General features: G+C 55.6%; 21 protein-coding genes and 1 tRNA gene. 12 read left to right on the top strand and 10 right to left on the bottom strand.

Annotated elements, in window-relative coordinates:
* Positions 1–34: 34 nt before the first annotated feature.
* The gene (locus DW937_RS11060) at positions 35–301 is read right to left on the bottom strand and encodes a DUF6061 family protein (protein ID WP_097778407.1); all 267 of its coding nucleotides are present in this window, start codon (positions 299–301) and stop codon (positions 35–37) included.
* Between the two features lie 177 nt (positions 302–478).
* Positions 479–565 (bottom strand) — tRNA-Leu (locus DW937_RS11065).
* Between the two features lie 230 nt (positions 566–795).
* Here DW937_RS11065 and DW937_RS11070 point away from each other — a divergent pair.
* Positions 796–1,170 carry a DUF3592 domain-containing protein gene (locus DW937_RS11070; RefSeq protein ID WP_120120944.1) on the top strand — a complete coding sequence of 125 codons (375 nt, stop codon included), beginning with the start codon at positions 796–798 and terminating at the stop codon, positions 1,168–1,170.
* Between the two features lie 14 nt (positions 1,171–1,184).
* Positions 1,185–2,138: an FKBP-type peptidylprolyl isomerase gene (locus DW937_RS11075; protein ID WP_120120945.1), complete on the top strand. Its 954-nt coding sequence runs from the start codon at positions 1,185–1,187 to the stop codon at positions 2,136–2,138.
* 57 nt (positions 2,139–2,195) lie between these two features.
* Here the strand turns inward: DW937_RS11075 and DW937_RS11080 are convergent, their stop codons facing one another.
* A complete protein-coding gene (locus tag DW937_RS11080; RefSeq protein ID WP_120120946.1) occupies positions 2,196–3,971 on the bottom strand; it encodes an ABC transporter ATP-binding protein in 1,776 nt (591 codons plus the stop codon).
* Positions 3,968–5,707, bottom strand: a complete 1,740-nt coding sequence (locus tag DW937_RS11085) for an ABC transporter ATP-binding protein (RefSeq protein WP_347561910.1) — start codon at positions 5,705–5,707, stop codon at positions 3,968–3,970. Before DW937_RS11085 ends, DW937_RS11080 begins: the two co-directional genes overlap by 4 nt.
* A gap of 207 nt (positions 5,708–5,914) precedes the next feature.
* On the opposite strand from DW937_RS11085, the gene DW937_RS11090 reads away from it, so the two are divergent.
* The 6 genes from DW937_RS11090 to DW937_RS11115 all read left to right on the top strand — a co-directional run bounded on the left by DW937_RS11090 (position 5,915) and on the right by DW937_RS11115 (position 13,116).
* Positions 5,915–6,865, top strand: coding sequence for a glycosyltransferase family 2 protein (locus DW937_RS11090; RefSeq protein WP_120120947.1), 951 nt, complete (start codon positions 5,915–5,917; stop codon positions 6,863–6,865).
* A 164-nt stretch (positions 6,866–7,029) separates the two neighbouring features.
* Complete coding sequence (locus DW937_RS11095; protein WP_005946528.1) at positions 7,030–8,130, top strand: SseB family protein; 1,101 nt, start codon at positions 7,030–7,032, stop codon at positions 8,128–8,130.
* Between the two features lie 91 nt (positions 8,131–8,221).
* Entirely contained in the window at positions 8,222–10,036 is a 1,815-nt protein-coding gene (dnaK, locus tag DW937_RS11100) for a molecular chaperone DnaK (RefSeq protein WP_120120948.1), read from the top strand.
* Positions 10,037–10,200: 164 nt separating this feature from the next.
* A complete protein-coding gene (locus DW937_RS11105; protein WP_120120949.1) occupies positions 10,201–11,739 on the top strand; it encodes a glucosyltransferase domain-containing protein in 1,539 nt (512 codons plus the stop codon).
* 175 nt (positions 11,740–11,914) lie between these two features.
* Complete coding sequence (locus tag DW937_RS11110) at positions 11,915–12,694, top strand: glycosyltransferase family 2 protein (protein WP_343214662.1); 780 nt, start codon at positions 11,915–11,917, stop codon at positions 12,692–12,694.
* Positions 12,691–13,116: a GtrA family protein gene (locus tag DW937_RS11115; RefSeq protein ID WP_120120950.1), complete on the top strand. Its 426-nt coding sequence runs from the start codon at positions 12,691–12,693 to the stop codon at positions 13,114–13,116. The genes DW937_RS11110 and DW937_RS11115 overlap by 4 nt, the downstream gene beginning before the upstream one ends.
* A 233-nt stretch (positions 13,117–13,349) precedes the next feature.
* On the opposite strand, the gene DW937_RS11120 is transcribed toward DW937_RS11115, so the two are convergent.
* The 4 genes from DW937_RS11120 to DW937_RS11135 all read right to left on the bottom strand — a co-directional run bounded on the left by DW937_RS11120 (position 13,350) and on the right by DW937_RS11135 (position 16,591).
* Positions 13,350–14,114, bottom strand: a complete 765-nt coding sequence (locus tag DW937_RS11120; protein ID WP_097776679.1) for an amino acid ABC transporter ATP-binding protein — start codon at positions 14,112–14,114, stop codon at positions 13,350–13,352.
* The gene (locus DW937_RS11125; protein WP_120120951.1) at positions 14,104–14,868 is read right to left on the bottom strand and encodes an amino acid ABC transporter permease; all 765 of its coding nucleotides are present in this window, start codon (positions 14,866–14,868) and stop codon (positions 14,104–14,106) included. The genes DW937_RS11120 and DW937_RS11125 overlap by 11 nt, the downstream gene beginning before the upstream one ends.
* Before the next feature lie 111 nt (positions 14,869–14,979).
* Positions 14,980–15,819, bottom strand: coding sequence for an amino acid ABC transporter substrate-binding protein (locus DW937_RS11130; RefSeq protein ID WP_097776677.1), 840 nt, complete (start codon positions 15,817–15,819; stop codon positions 14,980–14,982).
* 196 nt (positions 15,820–16,015) lie between these two features.
* Complete coding sequence (locus DW937_RS11135) at positions 16,016–16,591, bottom strand: nitroreductase family protein (protein WP_097776676.1); 576 nt, start codon at positions 16,589–16,591, stop codon at positions 16,016–16,018.
* 180 nt (positions 16,592–16,771) lie between these two features.
* Here DW937_RS11135 and DW937_RS14935 point away from each other — a divergent pair, with 180 nt between their 5' ends.
* Positions 16,772–16,924: a hypothetical protein gene (locus tag DW937_RS14935; protein WP_158576386.1), complete on the top strand. Its 153-nt coding sequence runs from the start codon at positions 16,772–16,774 to the stop codon at positions 16,922–16,924.
* A gap of 69 nt (positions 16,925–16,993) precedes the next feature.
* Here DW937_RS14935 and DW937_RS11140 read toward each other — a convergent pair whose 3' ends face one another.
* Entirely contained in the window at positions 16,994–17,449 is a 456-nt protein-coding gene (locus DW937_RS11140; RefSeq protein ID WP_120120952.1) for a threonine/serine exporter family protein, read from the bottom strand.
* Entirely contained in the window at positions 17,446–18,237 is a 792-nt protein-coding gene (locus DW937_RS11145; protein ID WP_120120953.1) for a threonine/serine exporter family protein, read from the bottom strand. The genes DW937_RS11140 and DW937_RS11145 overlap by 4 nt, the downstream gene beginning before the upstream one ends.
* 537 nt (positions 18,238–18,774) lie before the next feature.
* On the opposite strand from DW937_RS11145, the gene DW937_RS11150 reads away from it, so the two are divergent.
* The 3 genes from DW937_RS11150 to DW937_RS11160 all read left to right on the top strand — a co-directional run bounded on the left by DW937_RS11150 (position 18,775) and on the right by DW937_RS11160 (position 21,512).
* Positions 18,775–19,695 (top strand): MetQ/NlpA family ABC transporter substrate-binding protein, encoded by a 921-nt coding sequence (locus tag DW937_RS11150; RefSeq protein WP_097776673.1) that lies wholly within the window; start codon positions 18,775–18,777, stop codon positions 19,693–19,695.
* 150 nt (positions 19,696–19,845) lie between these two features.
* Positions 19,846–20,859 (top strand): ATP-binding cassette domain-containing protein, encoded by a 1,014-nt coding sequence (locus DW937_RS11155; protein WP_120120954.1) that lies wholly within the window; start codon positions 19,846–19,848, stop codon positions 20,857–20,859.
* Positions 20,856–21,512 (top strand): methionine ABC transporter permease, encoded by a 657-nt coding sequence (locus DW937_RS11160; RefSeq protein WP_097773982.1) that lies wholly within the window; start codon positions 20,856–20,858, stop codon positions 21,510–21,512. Before DW937_RS11155 ends, DW937_RS11160 begins: the two co-directional genes overlap by 4 nt.
* The last annotated feature ends 6 nt before the right edge of the window (positions 21,513–21,518 follow it).

The raw sequence follows: 21,518 nt of genomic DNA on the forward strand, positions 1-21,518 counted from the left end.
ACGGCAGACCTGTGGGCTTGTTCCTTATATCGAGTTAATCTCTAAACGATAAATCCTCTGATCCATGACCTCCGACCACATTCTTCAAATATTCCTCCGGGTTACCATTCAGAATCAAATCCGCGTAGCTCAGCGGATCATTGTAGATGAGGTAATCCAACTCCGACCTCTGCGCCATGGTCACATCCAACGCATCCTCGACCCCGGTGCAGTCGATGGAAATTTTTCTTCCATCCCGGAGCAGCAGCTCCACGCAGCCGGTGTCCATGTTGAATTTGCAGGTTCTTTCATCGTACTTCATACTCGTGTCCTTTCTACCTTACGGCACCTTTACAGTTGTGACCTTCGTGATACGGTCTTTCTTTTGATAAGGTTTCGGACACACGGCCGTCAGGGAAGAGCCTGAATTTTCATTTCCGAAGAAAACAAAAAATCCGAACCCTTCTCCTATCGAGAAAAGGTTCGGATTTTCATGGTTTGGTGCGGATAAGAGGACTTGAACCTCCACCGAGTTGCCCCGATTAGAACCTGAATCTAACGCGTCTGCCAATTCCGCCATATCCGCATATTCTGTTTTGTTCGTGAGCTGTGTTGCTCGGAACGATAGTTATTATACCAGATATACGAAGAATGTCAAGCATTATTTTCAGATTTTCTCGACAAAATTTTGCTTGAAAATTGATGCATTCTGAATGGCAGCTGCAGGGCGAAATTTTTGCCAAAGTGTGATACAATAAACAGGACGCGCCGGGAGGGTGTCCTGCGCGCAGACTGAGAAAACGAGGGAAATGCAGAATGTTCAATATCATTATTTTCCTGCTGGGAGCAGGCATCATGTTCTTTATGGCTCTGCGCAGTGTGCTGGCACGGCGCAGGCTGTGCACGCAGGGGCAGAAGGTCACGGCCACGGTGGAGGGCACCGTGCAGAGCCGGGATGGCGGTGCCTATGTGCTGGCCTTTACCACCGCAGGCGGTAGCCATCGGCTGCACTACCCGAAGCCTGCGCGGGGCAAGAGCTTTGCAGTGGGGGATACCGTCACCTTATATTATGACCCCGAAAACCCGGAAAAAATGTATGTAGAGGGCGACCGCGCTACGCTGGGAGCCGAGGTGCTGTATGCCGTGCTGGGTGTGGCCCTGCTGGTACTGACCGTGGGCATTGCCCGCTGAAAGGGGAAAAGAGGATGAAACTGGAACATTTTGGCATGGCTGAGCCGGGCGACTGCCGTCTGGTATTCACAGCCGGTGCCGAGGAGCTGGCGGTAGCCATTGCACAGGTGCAGGCAGGGCCGGACGCGCCGCAGGAAGAGGACGGTCTGCTGACCGAGGCGGTGAACCGCACTATTCTTGGCGGCTTTTCGGCGCTGTATGAGCAGCTGGTACAGGAGTACCATGTGGTGCCGGTGACCGACCCGGATTTTGAATTGCTGGCGGTGAACCGGGCCGAGGGCTTCCGGGCGGGGGCACAGTTCTACGCGTTGCCGCCGCTGGAAGTGGGAGCATACACCGGTTTCGTGCAGCCCATTGAGCCGCACCCCATCCGGCAGCTGACCATTGAACTGGAGATCAACCGTCACCACGGCGACGAAGAACGTGCAGCCGATGCAGCGGGCAAGGCGGCGCTGCGGCAGCAGGTGGCCCGCGAGATCTGGGCACAGCGCTGTGCCCAGGCTGAGCAGCGGGCACGCAAGGAGCTGGTGTGGCAGCTGGGCGATGCAGTGAAAGGCTCGCTGCCAAAGCAGCTGGTGGGCGGCAATTATTTTGCCGAGCAGCGCCAGTTCAACCTGAGCCTGCAGGCCAATGGCATCAACTTTGACCAGTTCCTTAAAGTGCGCGGCCAGACGGTGGAAGAGTTCCGTGCATGGCTCCACGCGCAGGCAGAGCGCAAGCTGCGCAGCTGGCTGGGGCTTCTGCTGGTGGCAGAAAAGGAGGGCCTTGCACCCACGGACGCCGAGGTGGAAGCAGCCGCTGCCCACTGGGATGCCAAGCTGGACGGCGAGCGCACCTTCCCCGCCAACGATGCACGCAAGGTGCGCCAGCGTCTGTCCCGGGAGCGGGCGGAGCAGTTCATCGTGGAGCATTCCACCCTTACTCCGCCGCCCACTGAACCCATCGTGCAGAAAGTTGAAAGCAAATAATAACAAAAAGGAGCGATGCAGCGCACCGCTCCTTTTTGTTATTATTATCAGGAACTCTCAGGTCTCCACGCCCTCGAACTGGCTGTTGTAGAGCTTGGCGTAGAAGCCGTTTGCAGCAAGCAGCTCGTCGTGGCTGCCCTGCTCCACAATGTGGCCGTCCTTCATCACAAGGATCACGTCCGCCTCGCGGATGGTGGAAAGGCGGTGCGCCACAATAAAGCTGGTACGGCCCTGCATCATGCGGGCAAAAGCTTTCTGGATACGCACCTCGGTGCGGGTATCAATGGAGGATGTTGCTTCGTCCAGGATCAGCATCGGCGGCAGGCAGAGCATCACGCGGGCAATGCACAGCAGCTGCTTCTGGCCCTGACTGATGTTGCCGCCGTCCTCGGCGATGACGGTATCGTAGCCCTCCGGCAGGCGGCGAATGAAGCTGTCTGCATGGGCGGCTTTGGCTGCTGCCACGATCTCTTCAAGGCTTGCATCCGGCTTGCCGTAGGCAATGTTTTCCCGCACGGTACCGGCCCGCAGCCATGTATCCTGCAGCACCATGCCGTAGCTGCCGCGCAGGGAAGCGCGGGTCACATCCCGGATGTCGGTGCCGGACACCTTGATGGAACCGCCGTTCACATCATAGAAACGCATGAGCAGGTTGATGAGGGTGGTCTTGCCGCAGCCGGTAGGGCCGACGATGGCAATGCGCTGGCCGGGCTTTACGTCGAGGGAAAGGCCCTCGATCAGCGGGCGGTCGGGCAGGTAGCGGAAGGAAACATCCTCCAGCTGCACATGGCCGTCCGGCTGCAGCACGGAGGCGTTCTCGACTTCCGGCACCTGATCGTCGGCATCCAGCAGTTCGAACACGCGGGCGGCGCAGGCCAGAGCATTCTGCAGCTCCGTCACCACGCCGGAGATTTCGTTGAAGGGCTTGGTGTACTGGTTGGCGTAGCTCAAAAACACGCTCAGCTGACCGATGGTGATGCCGCCCCGCACCGCGTACACGGCACCCACAAGGCCCACGCCTGCGTACACGATGTTATTCACAAAGCGGGTGGCGGGGTTGGTCAGGCTGGAAAAGAAGATGGCCTTCAGGCTCACGTCCTGCAGACGGCCATTCACCTCGTCAAAGGCGGTAAGGCTCTCGGCCTCGTGGCCGAAGGCCTGCACCACCTTCTGGCCCTCGATCATCTCGTTGACCAGCGCGGTCTGCTCGCCGCGCACGGCGCTCTGGCTCTGGAAGTAACCATAGCTGCGCTTGGCAAGGAAGCTTGCCACCACGAGGCTCAGCGGGGTGATGCACACCACCACCAGCGTGATGGGCACATTCTCGCTGAGCATGAACAGCAGGGTGCCGAGGATGGTCAGCACGCCGCTGAACAGCTGTGTAAAGCCCATCAGCAGGCCGTCCGCAAAGGTGTCCACATCGGCCACCATGCGGCTGACGATATCGCCGGAGGGGTGGCTGTCGAGGTAGGACAGCGGCAGAGTCTGAATTTTGCGCAGGGCTTCGTTGCGCAGGTCGCGGCTGACAAGGAAGGTGATGCGGTTGTTGCACACGCTCAGCAGCCACTGCGCAAGAGCGGCTACACCGGCAACCACCAGCACCTCGATGATAATGCGCATCACACCGACAAAATCTACGGCACCCTTGCCCAGCATCATATCAATGGCGCTGCCGCAGAGGATGGGGATATACAGCTGTGCACCCACGCTCACGGCAGCAACGATCAGGCTGCACACCACAAACAGGGAATAAGGTTTGATCTTGCCCAGAACACGGGTCAGGGTGGCCTTGCGCTGCTGCGGGGTCAGCTTTGTTTTTGCTTTTGCACTCATTTCTGCGCATCCCCTTTCTTGAACTGGCTCTCGTAGATCTCCTCGTAGACGGGGCAGGTCTGGCGCAGCTGGTTGTGGGTGCCGATGCCCACCAGATGGCCGTCGTCCAGCACCAGAATTTGATCTGCGTGCTGCAGGCTGGCAGCGCGCTGGCTCACGATGAACACGGTCAGGCTGCCGGGCAGAGCAGCCAGTGCCTTGCGCAGGGCGGCATCGGTGGCATAGTCCAGTGCGCTGGCGCTGTCGTCAAGGATCAGAATTTCCGGCTTGCCCACAAGGGCGCGGGCGATGGTCAGGCGCTGCTTCTGTCCGCCGGACAGGTTGCGACCGCCCTGCTCCACAGGCTCGTCCAGCCCAAGGGGCTTGGCTTTGACGAACTCCGCAGCCTGTGCGGTCTCCAGTGCGGCCCACAGGTCCGCATCGGTGGCATTCTTGTTGCCCCACAGCAGGTTGGAGCGGATGGTGCCGCCAAAGAGCTGGGCCTTCTGCATGACCATGGCTGCCTTGCCGCGCAGTTCTTCGCGGGGATAGTTCCGGGCATCGCGGCCCATGATCTCCACCGTGCCTTCGGTGGCATCGTAGAAGCGGGGGATCAGGTTGACAAGGCTGGATTTGCCGCTGCCGGTACCGCCGATGACACCAATGGTCTGGCCGCGCTTTGCAGTGAAGCTGATGTCGGAAAGACTGGGTGCACCGGCACCCGCATAGGTCAGGCTTACATGCTCAAAGCGCACGGCATCACCGGATTTTTCGGCGGGCACCTCGCCCAGAAGCTTTTCCGGGAAGGCCATGCCAGGCGTGGTGTCCAGCACAGCCTGCACGCGGCCTGCGCAGGCCAGCGCCTTGCTCACCTGCACGATCAGGTTTGCCAGCTTGACCAGCTCCACAAGGATCTGGTTCATGTAGTTCACCAGCGCGATCACGTCGCCGGAAGCCATGCCACCCACATTGATCTCAATGCTGCCCACATAGAGCAGTGCCACAATGGCAATGTTGATGAGCACATAGGTCAGCGGGTTCATCAGGGCAGAGATATGGCCTACATGGAGCTGCATCTTGGTCAGCAGATCGTTGGCATTCTCAAAGCGCTCTACCTCGCTCTTTTCCTTATCAAAAGCGCGCACCACGCGCACGCCGGTCAGGTTTTCACGGGTCAGGCCCAGCACCCGGTCAAGGCGATTCTGTACCGTCTTGTACAGGGGCCGGGTAGCAGCCATGATGCCGAACACCACCACGCTCAGCAGCGGGATGGTCACTACAAAGATCAGCGCTGCACGGGCATTCACCGTAAAGGCCATGACCATGGCACCGATCACCACGAACGGGCTGCGCAGGAACAGGCGTAAAAACAGGTTCAGGCCGCTCTGCACCTGATTCACGTCGCTGGTCATACGGGTGATCAGGGTGCTGGTGCCGAGGGTGTCCATCTCGGTAAAGCTCAGGGTCTGGATGTGCTCAAACAGGGCGTGGCGCAGAGCTGTGGAATAGCCCACGGCCGCCTTTGCGGAAAAATACTGTGCCGTCAGGCTGCAGGCAAGGCCGATCATGGCCAGCAGCAGCAAAATGCCGCACCGCACAAGAATATAGTGGAAGTCGTGGGCGGCAATGCCGATGTTCACGATATCCGCCATGACCAGCGGCACGAACAGGTCGAACGTGGCTTCCAGCATCTTGAAAAGGGGCGCAAGCACGCTCTCGCGCTTGTAGTCCTTCAGATAGCCTAGCATCTTGTTCAAGGCGATACTCCTTCTTTCTTGCTTTCTTGCATTATAAGGTTTATGAAATCCTACTTATTATAGCGTACAAAAACCTAAAAAGCCATAGAAAATGTTTTTATTGCAAAAGTGTGCTGAAAACCGCCGGGCAAAATGCCGAAAACGGTTGAAACCAGGGTGGGGGTATGCTACAATGATTTTAAATATTGCACAAAAGGGGAAACAGGAATGCTGATAAGTTTGGTCGTTCCGTGCTACAATGAGGAAGAATCACTTCCTATTTTTTATAAAGAGGCCAGCAAGATCGCACAGCAGATGGGAATATCCCACGGAGCAGATTTTGAGTTCATCTTTGTGGATGACGGCTCAAAAGACCGCACGCTGCAGATCGCGCGGGAATTGCACCGGAAAGATGCCCGTGTGCGGTACATCTCCTTCAGCCGGAACTTTGGCAAGGAAGCAGGCATTTATGCCGGATTAAAAGCGGCAAAGGGCGATTATGTAGCAACGATGGATGCGGATCTGCAGGACCCGCCCTCGCTGCTGCCGGAAATGCTGGAGCTGCTGCTCTCCGGCGAATATGACTGCGCGGCCACCCGCCGCACGACACGCGAGGGTGAACCGCCCGTTCGCAGCTGGTTTGCCAAAAAGTTTTATCAGATCATCAATAAGCTCTCGGATACAGAGATCGTGGATGGAGCAAGAGACTTCCGCCTGATGAGCCGCAAAATGACTGATGCCGTGCTGAGTATGGCGGAATATAACCGCTTCAGCAAGGGCATTTTCAGCTGGGTCGGCTTTAAAACAAAGTGGATCGACTACAAAAACGTAGAGCGTGTGGCGGGCACAACAAAGTGGAACTTCTGGGGTCTGCTCAAATATTCGATCGAAGGCATTGTGGGCTTTTCCACAGCTCCGCTGCTGATGGCGGCGGGCCTTGGCCTTGCCTTTTGCGTATTGGCGTTTGTAGGCATCATGATCGTGGTGGTGCGTGCACTGATGTTCGGCGACCCTACTTCCGGCTGGCCGAGCCTTGTCTGCATTATCCTTTTGTGCAGTGGTGTGCAGCTGCTGTGTACGGGAATTGCGGGCGAGTACCTTGCCAAAACATATCTTGAAACAAAGCATAGACCAATCTATATTGCTGCTGAGACCGAAAAAGATCTGGACGCGGAATAAGGCGTTTCAGGAAAAATGTATTTTTAACGGGGTGCCAGAAGAAGCTGATCTGGCACCCCGCTTTTTTGAGTAGGGAAAAATGGATACATACAGATAGGCGTTGTACCCAAAGCCATTTCCTGCTATACTAAAAACTGACTAGAAACTGGAAGAATGGTGAGCAGATGGCAAAAAGACAAGACGGCGGCATCCGGCTGCGCCCGGTGGGCACCCGCAAGCATCGGCAGAACGCTCCGGCCTACAGCCCGGCGGGCACCGGTTGCCCGGCCTTTGAGCAGGCAGTGGAAAATTTATATAAAGGCCAGAACGAAGAAAGCTTCTGGACGCTGATGGGCGCTTTGAACTATGCACTGGAAATGGAGACCCATGTTCTGGTGCCGCTGCGCACGGCACTGACGGTGCACAACACGCCTGCACCGTGGACGGAGCATCCGGTGCCCACGGCAAAGGCGAAGGACCTGCAGCTGTGGACCCTGCGCAACGAGAAGGGCCGCACATGGCTGCCTATGTTCACCTCTGCAGCTGCGGCCTGCGCCGACCGCAGCACTTCTGCCCGGCCAATGGCGGATTACACCCTGCAGGATGCCATGGAGCTGGCCCTTTCCACTGAGGGGATCGACGGCGTGGTGCTGGACCCGTGGAGCCACTCGGCTACGCTGGACGGCGCTCTGCTCAACGGTTTGCTGCACGCGGGCCATACGCCGGAAGACCCCGGTGATGAGAAAGCGGATGCCGGAAAGGAAGCCGCCCGCAAGGGCAACTGGGCGCAGGCTGTGGAATGCTTTGAAAAAGCAGCCGAGCTTGGCAGCACCATGGGACTTGCCCTGCTGGCAGACTGTATTTATAAGGGCCGCGGCACCCGCACGAACCGTGCCGAGGCCCGCCGCATGTGGAAGGAAGCAGCAGACAGCGGCGAGATCTTATCCAACATTGCACTGGGCGATGACTGCGCTGCCCGGGGCGACAATGGCCGGGCACTTTTGTATTACCGCCGTGCCCGCGCCAACGCAGCCCATATGCCGGATATCGAGTACACTCCGCAGGTGTGCCTGCGTGTGGCCCAGACCGAAACGCGCTACACCAGCCGCAAAAAGGCGCTGGCACTGGCCGCAGAAGCAAGGCAGGGCTTTTCCATCAAGGCCCGTGAGCACGAGCCGGACGCAGAGCAGTGGCTGGCCGAAGCCGACCAGCTCATCCGGGAACTGACCAGTGAACTGCCTGCCCGAGCCACAGCTTACGACATGGAATCTTTACAATTGGACTAAAAAATCGTCATATCGGGACGGTAAGATATACTCGGAAATGATTTGAAGAGCTGCGCCCAAGATGCACAGCACCGGAGAGGAAACAGACAGTATGAGCAAAGTAATCGGCATCGATCTCGGCACGACCAATTCCTGTGTGGCAGTGGTGGAGGGCGGCAAGCCCGTGGTCATCACCAATGCGGAGGGTGAGCGCACCACCCCCAGCGTTGTGGCCTTCACGAAGGACGGTGAACGTCTGGTGGGCGGTGCGGCCAAGCGCCAGATCGCCACAAATTCCGGGCGCACCATCTCCAGCATCAAACGCCATATGGGCAGTGACTACCGGGTGCACATCGACGGCAAGGACATGACTCCGCAGGAGATCAGCGCCATGATCTTGGCCAAGATCCGCCGCGATGCCGAGAGCTATCTGGGCGAGCCGGTGACCGAAGCGGTCATCACGGTGCCCGCCTACTTCGACGACAGCCAGCGCAAGGCTACGCAGGATGCAGGCCGCATTGCAGGCCTGAACGTGCTGCGCATCATCAACGAGCCTACTGCTGCCGCTGTGGCCTATGGTTTGGATAACGAAGCGGCGCAGAAGATCCTCGTCTACGACCTCGGCGGCGGCACCTTTGATGTGTCCATCATCGAGATCGAGGACGGGACCTTTACGGTGCTTGCCACCGGCGGCGACACCCATCTGGGCGGTGACGACTTCGATCAGCGCATCGTGGAATATGCCGTGGCCGAGTTCAAAAAGTCGGATCGCATCGACCTCTCCCGCGACCCGGCAGCTATGGGCCGGCTGAAAGAGGAAGCCGAAAAGGCAAAGAAGGAGCTTTCTGCCGCACCGTCGGCACAGCTGAACCTGCCCTTTATCGCAGTGGGCAAGGACGGCCCTCACCACTTGGATATCTCGCTTTCCCGCCCGCAGTTCGAGATGATGACCGGCGACCTGCTGGCCCGCACAGTGGCTCCCGTGCAGAATGCGCTGCGGGATGCAGGCATTTCTGCCAGCCAGCTGGGAAAGGTGCTGCTGGTGGGCGGCAGCACCCGGATGCCTGCGGTGGAGCGTCAGGTGAAGGAGCTGCTGGGCTGCGAACCCAGCCACAGCCTGAACCCGGACGAGTGTGTTGCCATGGGTGCGGCTGTGCAGGGCGGTCTGCTGCAGGGCGGCGGCAAGCTGGCCGGTGCCACCGGCGCAGCGGCGCAGGGCCTTGTGCTGATGGATGTGACCCCGCTGACCCTCTCCATTGAGACGCTGGGCGGCGTGGCCACCCCGCTGATCACCCGCAACAGCATGATCCCCACCCGCAAGAGCCAGATCTTCACCACCGCACGGCCCATGCAGACCAGTGTGGAGATCAACGTGCTGCAGGGCGAGCGCCACTTTGCCCGCGACAACAAGAGTCTGGGCAAATTCAAGCTCACCGGCATCCGGGCAAGCTTCTCCTCCAAACCGCAGATCGAAGTTACCTTCGATATCGACGTGAACGGCGTGGTGAAGGTGTCTGCCAAGGACCTTGGCACCGGCCGGGAGCAGAACATCACCATCACCGGCAGCACCAACCTTTCGGAAAATGAGATCCAACGCGCCATGGCAGACGCTGCCGCCTACGAGGCCGAGGACAGCCGCCGCAAGGAGCGGCTGGACCTGCACAATCAGGCCGAGGTGCTGGCCTACAAGGTGGACGAGGCTCTTTCCAAATGCAAAAAGGAGCTGGACAAGGACGAGAAGAACCGCATCAAAACGGACCTCGCCAACCTCCGCCGCTGCCTGCGCAAGGATAAGCCCGAAAAAATGAATGAAAACGAGGAAGCCGCCCTGCGTCAGGCCAAGACCCAGCTGGAAGAAAGCGCCAACCATCTGATGGTGCTTTATACCAGTGAGCAGGGAACAGATGGTACGAATAATGCGCTGTAAAAGCTGCAATAAAATAGAGTGATGAGAACTGTGCTCTGTGGATAATAGAAACCACAGAGCACGTTTTTTTGCAGAAATAGTTGCAGGAGATAGGCTGACATTGTATAATACAACTGTATGGTTTTGGCTAAATTCGGGAATGATGCCTTGTTTGGGAGAAATACATGGAAAAAATTGTGGAAAAGCTAAAGGTAAATGAGAGCCTGTTAAAAACAGTACTGTGCAGTGCTACTTTTTGGGGATTGTTGGCGCATGGCATGGTTCTGTTCAACAAATACTCATTCCATGATGATGCACGGTATTTCAACGATGTGGGCGCTACTTACGAATCTGGACGGTGGATGCTGGGCATTCTTGGAAGTCTGAGTGCAAATTTGCTGGGTAGTAAAAACTACAGCCTGCCAGTGGTAAATGGTACGATTACGATTTTGTGCATTGCAGCAATCGTATATCTGCTGGCGGATAGTTTGAGGATCCAGTCAAAGCCTCTTGTTATTCTGCTGTGCGGAAGTATGGTGACATTTCCGTCAGTGACGGGAACATTCAGTTACATGTTTACTGCACCATACTATTACGCTGCGTCCCTACTGGGAGTGGTTGGAGCATGGATTTTTCACCAGAAAAAGAATTTTGTCGCTCTATTACTCTGCACGGTTTTGATGGCTTGTTCTGTTGGTGTGTATCAGGCAAATATCCCGGTTTGCATCTGTACATTGTTGCTTTATATGATGGAAGATGTCCGGCAGTCTGATATGAGCTGGAAAGCGTTTTGGAAAATGGCTCTGTGTAATGCAACTGTGTGCATTGGGTTTATTGCGGAATATTTTCTAGTCAATCAATTTTTTCTGAATCAGTTTGGCGTTGTTTTGACGGATTACAAAGGTATCAATCATTTTGGAAGAACAAATCTGAGCAATTATATTTATCGGATGTTGTGCGGCTATGGATCTTTCTTTTATCCAAGCACTGCTGTGGAAGACTTCAGCGCAAGATATATCTATACTTTGTTGATTGTTGTTACTGCGATCATTGCCATATTTGTGCTCCGGAAAATGTATATTCTTAAGACTCCAAAAGGATCTCAAACCCTATTGATCCTAATCGCATATCCTATTGCAGCATGCTTTGTATACCTGATGGTAGAGCCTTGGGATGTTCATGCCGTAATGACTTTTGGACAGGCGTTTGCCTTTGCTTTGGTTGTATGGCTTATTGATAAATATCCCGAAGATAGAACAAAAGTAGAAGGTGCCCTATGTAAAGCCGCTGTTGCCCTATTAGGAGTACTTGTGACTCTAAATATTCGTTACAGCAATATCCTCTACCTAAAAGCAGACGTGATGCAGACACAAATGATCAGTTATTACACAACTTTGATCACACGAATTGAAAGTGTTGAAGGTTATACTGAAGATGCGCAGGTTGTTTATATCGAGGAGTATGACAAGCACGATAAAAATTTTGTTGGAGTCAGCGAGTATTTCGATGATTTGGATCTGCCCACATATAAAGGGGAACTTATTTTCAATGATTACGCATGGAAGGAAACCATGGAGCTTTGGTGTGGTTTTGCGCCGGAATTAGGAGATGCCGCAGAGTTTGAGGGCAATGCAGAGGTGGCATCTATGCCTTGCTACCCGGAACAGGGCTCGATCCGGTGTATCAATGGGAAAATCGTTGTCAAATTTGCGGATGAGCAGTAAACGCGGTAAAAAAGCAGGAAGGTCAAATGAAAAAATTATCTTTGGTCATTTCAGTTTATAACGAAGAAGCCGTTCTGGAAAAATTCTATAATGCCTTTTGCAACATAGAGCAAGATTTGAAATATGGGGGGAAAATGAACTAATTTTTGTAAATGATGGTAGTACCGATGCCAGTATGAATATTCTGGAAGTGATTGCGCAACAGAACAAGAATGTCCGTGTAATCAGTTTTTCGCGAAATTTTGGCCACGAGGCTGCCATGATTGCAGGCATCGATCATGCTGCGGGGGATGTGATCATTTGCATGGATGCCGACCTGCAGCACCCTCTGGAATGCATCGCCCCCATCATGGCGAAATTTGAGGAAGGCTATGAGGTTATCAGCATGGTCCGAACCTCCAACAAATCGGCAGGTGCCATCAAAAACTTTACATCCAGAGCATTCTACCGGGTGATCAACGCCTTATCTGATCAAGTAAAGCTGGAGGAAAATGCATCGGATTTCTTTGCCATCAGTAGCCGTGTGGCAGATGTTCTGCGTACAAATTACCGTGAAAAGACTCGTTTTCTGCGTGGATATGTACAAAGCGTTGGCTTCCGGAAAACAACGCTGGAATACACTGCTGCGGAAAGAGCTGGCGGGGCCAGCCACTATACGCTGAAAAAACTGATGAATTTTGCAATCAGCACCATAGTCGGTTTTTCTGATTTTCCACTGAAACTCGGCCTCTATGCCGGTGCTGTAAGTTTTCTTGCTGCTGTGCTTTTTGCTATAAGTGCACTGTGCGGCTTCCGCGAGTATAAGGTGATTCTTGCGGCATTCAATGTTTTATTTGCTGTTCTCTTTTTGCTGGTCGGAATTATGGGTGAATATTTTTCCGTTGCATTCGCAGAGCTGAAAAACCGTCCGATCTATATTGTGGAAAAAGAAATCAATTCCGGGCGCTGCGTATGATACAAACAATAAAGCAGCTTTATTTTCGTTATAAGGAATTGATCAACTATGTGATCATAGGTGGTCTGACTACGGTAGTGAGTCTGGTAAGTTACTATTTTTTCACTACAGTTTTTCTGGATCCGCAAGACCTATTTCAACTGATGGCTGCCAATACGTTCTCATGGATCTGCGCAGTTTCTTTTGCTTATATCACAAACCGAAAGTTCGTTTTTGAAAGTAAAAGCACTGATAAATTGCGCGAAATGCTAAAATTTTTCAATGCGAGAGTTTCTACTCTTCTTATCGAAATGGCCTGCATGACATTGCTGGTAAATATTTTACACTGGTATGACAGAATTTCCAAATTTGTGGTACAGTTTATTGTTATGGCGTTGAACTATATTTTTAGCAAATTTTTTGTGTTTCGCAGTAAAGAATAACATACAAGCAAAGGGACTGTTGCACATCGTTTTAGCCGAAAGTGCAGCAGATATTTTCAAAATCAATTGTATAATCAAACAATTCAAAAGGGCACGTGCATCACAAATCCATCGAAAATTTGTTGCGCATGCTTTTGTTTTAGGCGTTGATACCGCTTGATTCTTACGCCTATTCGTACAAAAGAAGGGGCTGTCGCATGTGCAACAGCCCCTTCTTTTTTTCATTTCTTACATTACAGCATCTTGGAAAGGAATGCTTTCAGTCTGGGATGCTTCGGGTTCGTGAACAGTTCCTGCGGCGGCTCGTCCTCCTGGATCTTGCCGTCATCGATGAAGATGACGCGGTTGGACACCTCACGGGCGAAGCCCATTTCGTGGGTGACCACCAGCATGGTGATGCCGGTGTGGGCAAGCTCCTTCATCAGTTCCAGAACCTCGCCCACCATTTCGGGGTCGAGGGCGCTGGTGGGCTCGTCGAACAGGATCACGTCCGGGTCCATGGCAAGGGCACGGGCAATGGCAATACGCTGCTGCTGACCGCCGGAAAGGCTCTTGGGGTAGGCATCGGCCTTGTCGGACAGGCCCACGCGGGCCAGCAGCTCGTCGGCCTTGTCGGAAATGGCCTGCTTATCCTTGAGCTTGAGCAGGGTGGGGGCCAGCTCAAGGTTCTTCTTCACGGTCAGGTGGGGGAAGAGGTTGAAGTGCTGGAACACCATGCCCATCTTCTGGCGCACAGCATCAATGTGGGCCTCGTCCACCTCGGTGCCCTCAAATTTGATGCTGCCGGAGGAGGGAATCTCCAAACGGTTCAGGCAGCGCAGAAAGGTGGATTTGCCGCAGCCGGAAGGGCCGATCAGGCAGACCACATCGCCGCGGTAAATATCAATATCGATGCCCTTCAGCACGTCCAGAGTGGGGGTGGGCTGCTTTGCGCCCGGCTTCTTTTCGCCGCCGTAGGTCTTTGTCAGGCCGCGGACTTCCAGAATCTTATCGGTCACTTTGAGCAAGCCTCCTCTCAAACTTTGCCAGCAGACGGGTGAACAGCATGACCAGCACAAGGTAGATCAGCGCATCGCCCAGCAGCGGGAACATGGCCTCGTAGGTGCGGTTCATGATGCCCTGTGCGGCGTACAGCAGCTCCTTGCCGCCGATGACCGTGATCAGGGAAGTATCCTTCAGCAGGATAATGAACTCGTTGCCCAGTGCGGGCAGCACCGCACGGATGGCCTGCGGGATGATGATGACCACCATGGTGGTCATGTAGTTCAGGCCGAGGCTGCGTCCGGCCTCCATCTGGCCGGGGTCAATGGCCATCAGACCGCCGCGGATGATCTCGGACACATAGGCACCGGAGTTGATGCCCAGTGCCAGCGCACCCACCATGGTAAAGTTGCGGCTGTTGGCAAAGATGACCATGCTCATGATGAGCAGCTGCACCATCATGGGCGTGCCGCGGATGATGGTGGTGTATACCTGACACACCGCATTGAAGAAGCCCAGCACCGGGTTCCTGCGGCCGGGGCGCTGCTGGTCGTGCGCCACACGCACCAGTGCCACCACGCTGCCCAGCACGATGCCCAGTGCCAGCGCAATGGCAGTGACCAGCAGGGTGGTGCCTACGCCGTTGATGTACTGGAGCCAGCGGTCTTTCAGGATGAACGCCTGATAAAACTTGAAGAAGAAATTCTGCCCGAAGCTGAGCGTAGTGCCGCTGTTGAGCAGCTCTTTGAGCAGTTCGTACTGTGCAGCCATTCGCATCCTCACTTTCCTGTTTTGTTAGAATTTTGTAACCTTATTTTTCCAAAAAAGGGGAGGTGCCCCAGTTGGGGCTGCCTCCCCGTGGTTCCGTTATCAGCCAGCTGATTATTCAGCGGTGATGTACTTGTCCACGATGGCCTGCAGGGTGCCGTCAGCCTTCAGCTCTTCCAGAGCGGAGTTGATGGCGTCCTCCAGCGGAGAGCTCTTTGCCATGCCGATGGCGTAATCCTCCTCGGCGTAGCTGGTCTCCAGCACCTTCAGGCCGGGGTTGGCAGCCACATACTCCTTGGCGGGAGCGTTGTCGATGACTACGGCGTCCACCTGACCATTGTTCAGGGCCTGCACAGCGGTCAGACCGCTGTCGTAAGCCACCACAGCGTCCTCGCCGAAATCATCGGTGCAGTAGATGTAGCCAGTGGTGCCGCGCTGGGTGCCGATCTTCTTGCCTGCCAGATCATCCGGGGAAGCAATGTCGGAGCCCTCGGGAACGATGACGGACTGGATGCCGGTAGCGTAGCTGTCGGAGAAGTCCATCACGGCCTTGCGCTCGTCGGTAACGGTAACGCCGGCCATAACGATGTCGGCCTTGCCCTGCTGCACGCTCAGCAGAGCGGCATCAAAGTCCATGTCATCGATCTGCAGCTCCAGACCCAGCTTGTCAGCGATGGCCTGAGCAGCCTCGATGTCGATGCCCTCGAACTCGCCTGCATCGGTGGTCATCTCATACGGAGGGAAGGTTGCGTTGGTAGCCATGGTCAGCTTGCCAGCCTCAACGGTGGTCAGCTCGCCAGCGGCAGCGCTGGTGGAAGCAGCTTCAGAAGAAGCAGCAGAGCTTGCCACGGAGGAAGCAGTGCTTGCGGAAGAACCACCGCAGGCAGTCAGAGCCAGAGCGGCAACGGACAGACCGGCAGCTGCCAGAAAGCTGCGACGAGAGATCTTTTTCATATTCAAACACTCCTCAAATGTACTGTATGTTTTTGCGGTACGCCGGAACGATGCGATTCATCGAACATCTGGCGAACGAATTTAGTATAGATTGTACAAATTGAAAAGTCAATACTTGTGCAAAAAATCTCATCAATTGAAACCGAATTGAAAACAATTATACAAAAAATGCGTCGACAAAATGTATATATACAAATTATAGATATTTTGCGATCTCTTCTTTGCTCCGCTTTGGCACGCAGTAATCCCGGTTCTCGTCCAGATAATACTTTACGCCGGTCTCAGCCGTCAGCGGCACAATGTGAGCCTTGTGGGCCGGGTAGCCGAACGCCACCATGAATGCCAGCTTCTGCGGTTCTTCAATGCCCAGCAGTTCGGTGAGGGCGGGCTTGTTGATCGCGCCCATGATGCAGCTGCCCACGCCTTTGTCCCATGCGGCAAGGGTCATGTTGGCAAGGGCAATGCCGGTATCGGTGGCAAGGTCGCCGGGGATGGAGGTATCCTGCACCACGGCCACATACAGGGTGGGCAGCTCGTCGGCTTTGGGTGTGCCCTGCTCCGGCGGCAGATAGGCAGCCCACTTGACCAGCGGCTGCACCTTTGCCACCTCCTCGGGCTTGTTCACCACCACCAGACGCACAGCCTGACGGTTGGCTCCGCAGGAGGACAGGCGGACGGCCTCGACGATATCATCCACCACATCCTGCGGAACAGCTTTCTGTGCAAAGCGGCGGTAGGTGCGGCGGCTGACAAGAGTATCCATAACAGACATAAAGAGCACCTCTTTTGTATAAGTACTGTCAAAAGTATAGCAGATGCGGCAGAGTCTTGCAACGCTCCGGCGCAAAAAAAGCTTTCACGCTGGGCAGTGATCTTGCCTTCTGCGACAGGCTGCGATTGCATCCGACGAATGATATATGGTAAAATGTGGTAAAAGAAGGAGGGCGGCGCAATGGTATTGGCGGCAGGCATCGTGGGTTTTATTCTGGGGGTCAATGTGGGTTTTTTGTTTGCCGGGCTGATGCGGGCGGCAAGAGAGGAACAGAAGCAGACGAGAGAGGAACAGGAGCAGACGAAAGATGAAAACGGGACATGCGGAGGATGAATAAAAATAGCACAGAACAGAAGGGGCCGCTGCAGGGAATGATGTGCAGCGGCCCTTAAATTATGATTTTTAATGTTTCCGGTGCCGCTTGGGAATGGGAACGCTGAGCACCAGTGTGATGCCGATGGCCAGCGCAACGGCTACTTTAAAGGTACTGATGCCGTTGGAGAGGGCCAGCGCATTGTTGCTCTGTATGAAATAGTAGGCGGTGTAGTAGATGCCCGCGCCGGGCACCAGCGGGAAGATGCCGGACAGCAGGAACACTGTTACCGGCATTTTGAGCACGATGGCAAACACCCGGGTGAGGATGGTCAGCGGGATCACCGCCAGCAGGGAGGCTGCGGCACTGTCTGCCCCCAGCATCACGGCCAGCTCGTAGACGAACCAGCCCACGGCACCCACCAGCCCGCAGAAGGGCAGGCTTTTGCGCGGACAGCCGAACAGAACGGCAAAACTCAGGGTGCCTGCGCCGGCAATAAAGAACTGCGCGGCCAGCTCCCCAATTTGTGTACTGGTCAACATCATGCCACGACCACCCCCGTAAAGAATGTATAAAGGCTCAGCACAAGGCCGGTGCCAATGGCAATGCTGGCTGCAATGAGCAGCGCATCGATCATGCGGATGGTGCCAGAGAGGTAATCTCCGTGCACAAAGTCGCGGATGCCCATGGTAAAGGCGATGCCGGGGGTCAGGATCATCAGCGAACCAATAATAGAATGACTGGCCGGTGTGCCCAGCACTCGGCAGGCCAGAATGCACACCAGCGTGATAAGCGCAGCACAGCTGATCTTGCAAAAGCCGCCGGGCAGCTCGTGCTGCTCACACAGCAGCAAATAGCCGCTGGCAAGAAAGCCTGCCAGTGCCGCCGCCAGTGCACTGCGCAGTGTGCCGCCGAAAATCAGCGCAAAGCAGAATGCACCGCACATGCCGCTGACCAGCTGCACCCAGTTCTTGGGAAAAGGGATGCGCCGCGCCAGCACCAGACGGCTCTCGGCTTCGTCCAGCGACATGCTGCCCTCTGCAATCTCGCGGGAGAGGGCGTTCACTGCCGCCACCCGGCCCAGATGAGTGGTGCGGGTAGGCACATTGCGCACCTCGCTGATCTCGGCGGTGCCCGCACTGGCAAAGATGCCGTTGGTCAGCACGTAAACATGGAACTCCCGCAGGTGGAATGACCGGGCCATGATCTCCATGGTCTGCTCCACCCGGAACACCTCGGCACCGTTTTCCAGCAATGTCTGGCCCGCCGCCATGATAAAATCCATGATGCGGTGGCGCAGCTCTTCATCCGGGAAAACCTCGCGGCTGTTCATTGCCGCACCTCCTTTATAAATAATGCTGTCTTATTCTACCATGTCCGCGGCTGGCGCACAAGATAAAAAAACGCAATTTCCTACTAAAAAACTTCGTTGTAGGTGTTGACAAATCCGGTCGATTGGATTATTATAAATGCAATATCACAAAAATGGCTGTGAAGAGAAGAGTAGGCCTTCGCATTGATTCTTACCAGAAAGCCCGGGCGATGGAAAAGGGCAGGAAACAGGAAGCTGAAAATGGTCTCGGAGCTGTGCAGGCGAGGTGCATGAGCGCTAAGTTTGCAACGGGATGCGCCCGTTACAGCGTCCGGCTGTAAGCAGCAAAGCTGCCGCAGCATTGAGGCTGTGCCCGCAAGGGTGCGGTAAACCAAGGTGGTACCACGGAAGTATGTTATGCTCCCGTCCTTGTCTGAGCGTTGGCTCAAGGTCAAGGACGGGAGTTTTTTTCATGCATCCGTCAAAGGCCCTTAGCACGGAACTGTGCCGTGCGGGCCGCTGTACATTGTAATAAGCAAATAGAGAGGGAACAAAACTATGATTACTCGTCGTGATTTTCTGAAAGTTACCGGAGCTGCAGCTGCTGCAGCTGCCCTGACCGCATGCGGCGGTTCTTCTTCCACCGCATCGTCTGCTGCTTCCGGCACTGCTTCTTCCGCAGCTTCTTCTGCTGTGGCTAAGCTGGACAAGGTGAAGGTGGCTGTGCCCAACGACACCACCAACGAAGCACGCGCCCTGACCCTGCTGGAGAAGAACGGCTTCTTTAAGCTGAAGGCTGATGCAGGCCTGACCGCAACCGCAAAGGACATCGAGGAGAACCCTCTGAATGTTTCCGTCGATGAGGTCGAGGCTGCTCAGGTGCCCAACGTCCTGCAGGACGAGGACTACGCCGTCATCAACTCCAACTACGCCATCTCCGCTGGTCTGGACCCCATGACCGATGCTCTGGCAATGGAGGACGGCACCTCTGCTTACGTCAATATTCTGGTCTGCAAGGACGGCAATCAGGAAGAGCCGAAGATCAAGGCTCTGGCCGCTGCTCTGCAGAGCCAGAAGGTGAAGGAGTTCATGGATGAAAACTACAAGGGCGCTGTGGTGTCCGTTGTGGAAAACCCCACCGACGGCTATGACTCCTCCATCGACTACGATGCACTGAACGGCGAGACCGTCAGCTGCGCTGCTACTCCGGCTCCTCACTGCGAGGTTCTGGAGATCTGCAAGGACATTCTGGCCGAAAAGGGCATCACGCTGGATATTCAGGAGTACGACGACTACATCATTCCCAACAACATCGTTGAGGACGGCCAGTGCGATACCAACTATTTCCAGCATCAGCCGTATCTGGACGACTTCAATGCAGAGCACGGCACCCATCTGGTGACGGTTGCCGGCATCCACGTGGAGCCTATGGGCATCTACGGCGGCAAGCAGGACAGTCTGGCACCGATCGAAGGCTAAGCAGACTCCCCCAGTCACCTTGCGGTGACAGCCCCCTCGGGGAGGGGGCCTTTGCCTGACCGTTCTGTTTCAGGCTCCCTCCATAAGGGAGCTGGAAAACCCGCAAGGGTTTGACTGAAGGAGTTTATTCAACAGCAAGGAGCAATTTCTGTGATCGAGATCAAACATCTTTCCAAGACCTTCCAGATGAAGGACGGCGCGGTGAATGCGCTGAAGGACATCAACCTCACCATCCCGGATGGTTCCATTTATGGCATCATCGGCATGTCCGGTGCGGGCAAATCCACGCTGGTGCGCTGCATCAACCTGCTGGAACGCCCCACCGAGGGCAGCGTTGTGATCGACGGCACCGCTATGGAGACTTTAAACGCAGCCCAGCTGCGTGAGCGCCGCCGCGATATCACCATGATCTTCCAGCAGTTCAATCTGCTGATGCAGCGCAGCTGTCTGAAGAACATCTGCTTCCCCATGGAGCTGGCCGGTGTGAAAAAGGCGGAGGCCGAAAAGCGTGCCAGAGAGCTGCTGGAAGTGGTGGGCCTGCCCGATAAGGCCAACGCCTACCCGGCACAGCTGTCCGGCGGCCAGAAGCAGCGCATTGCCATTGCCCGCGCACTGGCAACGGACCCCAAAGTTCTGCTCTGCGATGAAGCCACCAGCGCACTGGACCCCAACACCACCCATGCTATCCTGACCCTGATCAAGGACATCAACAAGAAGCTGGGCATCACGGTGGTGGTCATCACCCATCAGATGAGCGTTGTGGAAGAGATCTGCGATCACGTTGCCATTCTGGACGGCGGCGTTGTGGTGGAGGAAGGCTCCGTACAGGAGATCTTCTCGAACCCGAAAACGCCCGCAGCAAAGCGTCTGGTGGCACCCAACGGCGGCAGCGCTGCGCGGGACCTGTCCAGCTTTGCCCCGGACGACCATGTGGTGCGCGTCACCTTCAACGGTTCGTCCACGGCAAAGCCGCTGGTGGCAAGCCTTGCCGCAGAAAAAGGCATTCTGGTGTCGGTGCTCAGCGCCGACACCCGTGATCTGAGCGGCCAGTGCTACGGCTCCATGCTGCTCAAGCTGCCCACTGATGTGGAGCAGGCAAAGCAGGCTGCGGCCTATATGCGCGCCCAGCCCGGCATTACGGTAGAGGAGGTGACCGGTGAATGAGTATTGCAGATTACGGCTTTGCCATCTGGGAGACTTTTTACGTGACGGTCCTTTCCACCGCGTTTGCGCTGGTGCTGGGCCTGCCGCTGGGTGTGCTGCTGGTGGCCGGTGATAAGGACGGCATTCTGCCGCTGCCCGGCTGGCTGATGCACATTCTCAACATCGTTATCAACATCCTGCGCAGTGTTCCGTTCCTGATCCTGATGATCTGTGTATTCCCGCTTACCCGTGCCATCGTGGGCACCACGGTGGGTACCAAAGCCACCATCGTTCCGCTGGTGGTGGCAGCCTTCCCGTTCGTGGCACGTCTGGTGGAGACCAGCCTGCGCGAGCTGGACGAGGGCGTGGTGGAAGCGGCCCAGAGCATGGGCGCAACGCCGTTCCAGATCATTACCAAGGTGATGATCCCGGAATGCCTGCCCGGCCTGATCTCCAGCATGACCACCGCACTGACCACCATTCTGGGCTACTCGGCCATGTCCGGTGTCATTGGCGGCGGCGGTCTGGGCAAGATCGCTTTGTCCTACGGCTATTACCGCTACCAGACCGATATCATGATCGTGTGTGTCATTTTGCTGGTGCTGATGGTTCAGGTGTTCCAGACTTTGGGCACTGCTTGGGCCACCAGAAGCGATAAGCGGCTGCGGAAGTAACTCCTT

The organism is Faecalibacterium sp. AM43-5AT (assembly GCF_003603345.1).
GTDB lineage: Bacteria > Bacillota > Clostridia > Oscillospirales > Ruminococcaceae > Faecalibacterium > Faecalibacterium taiwanense.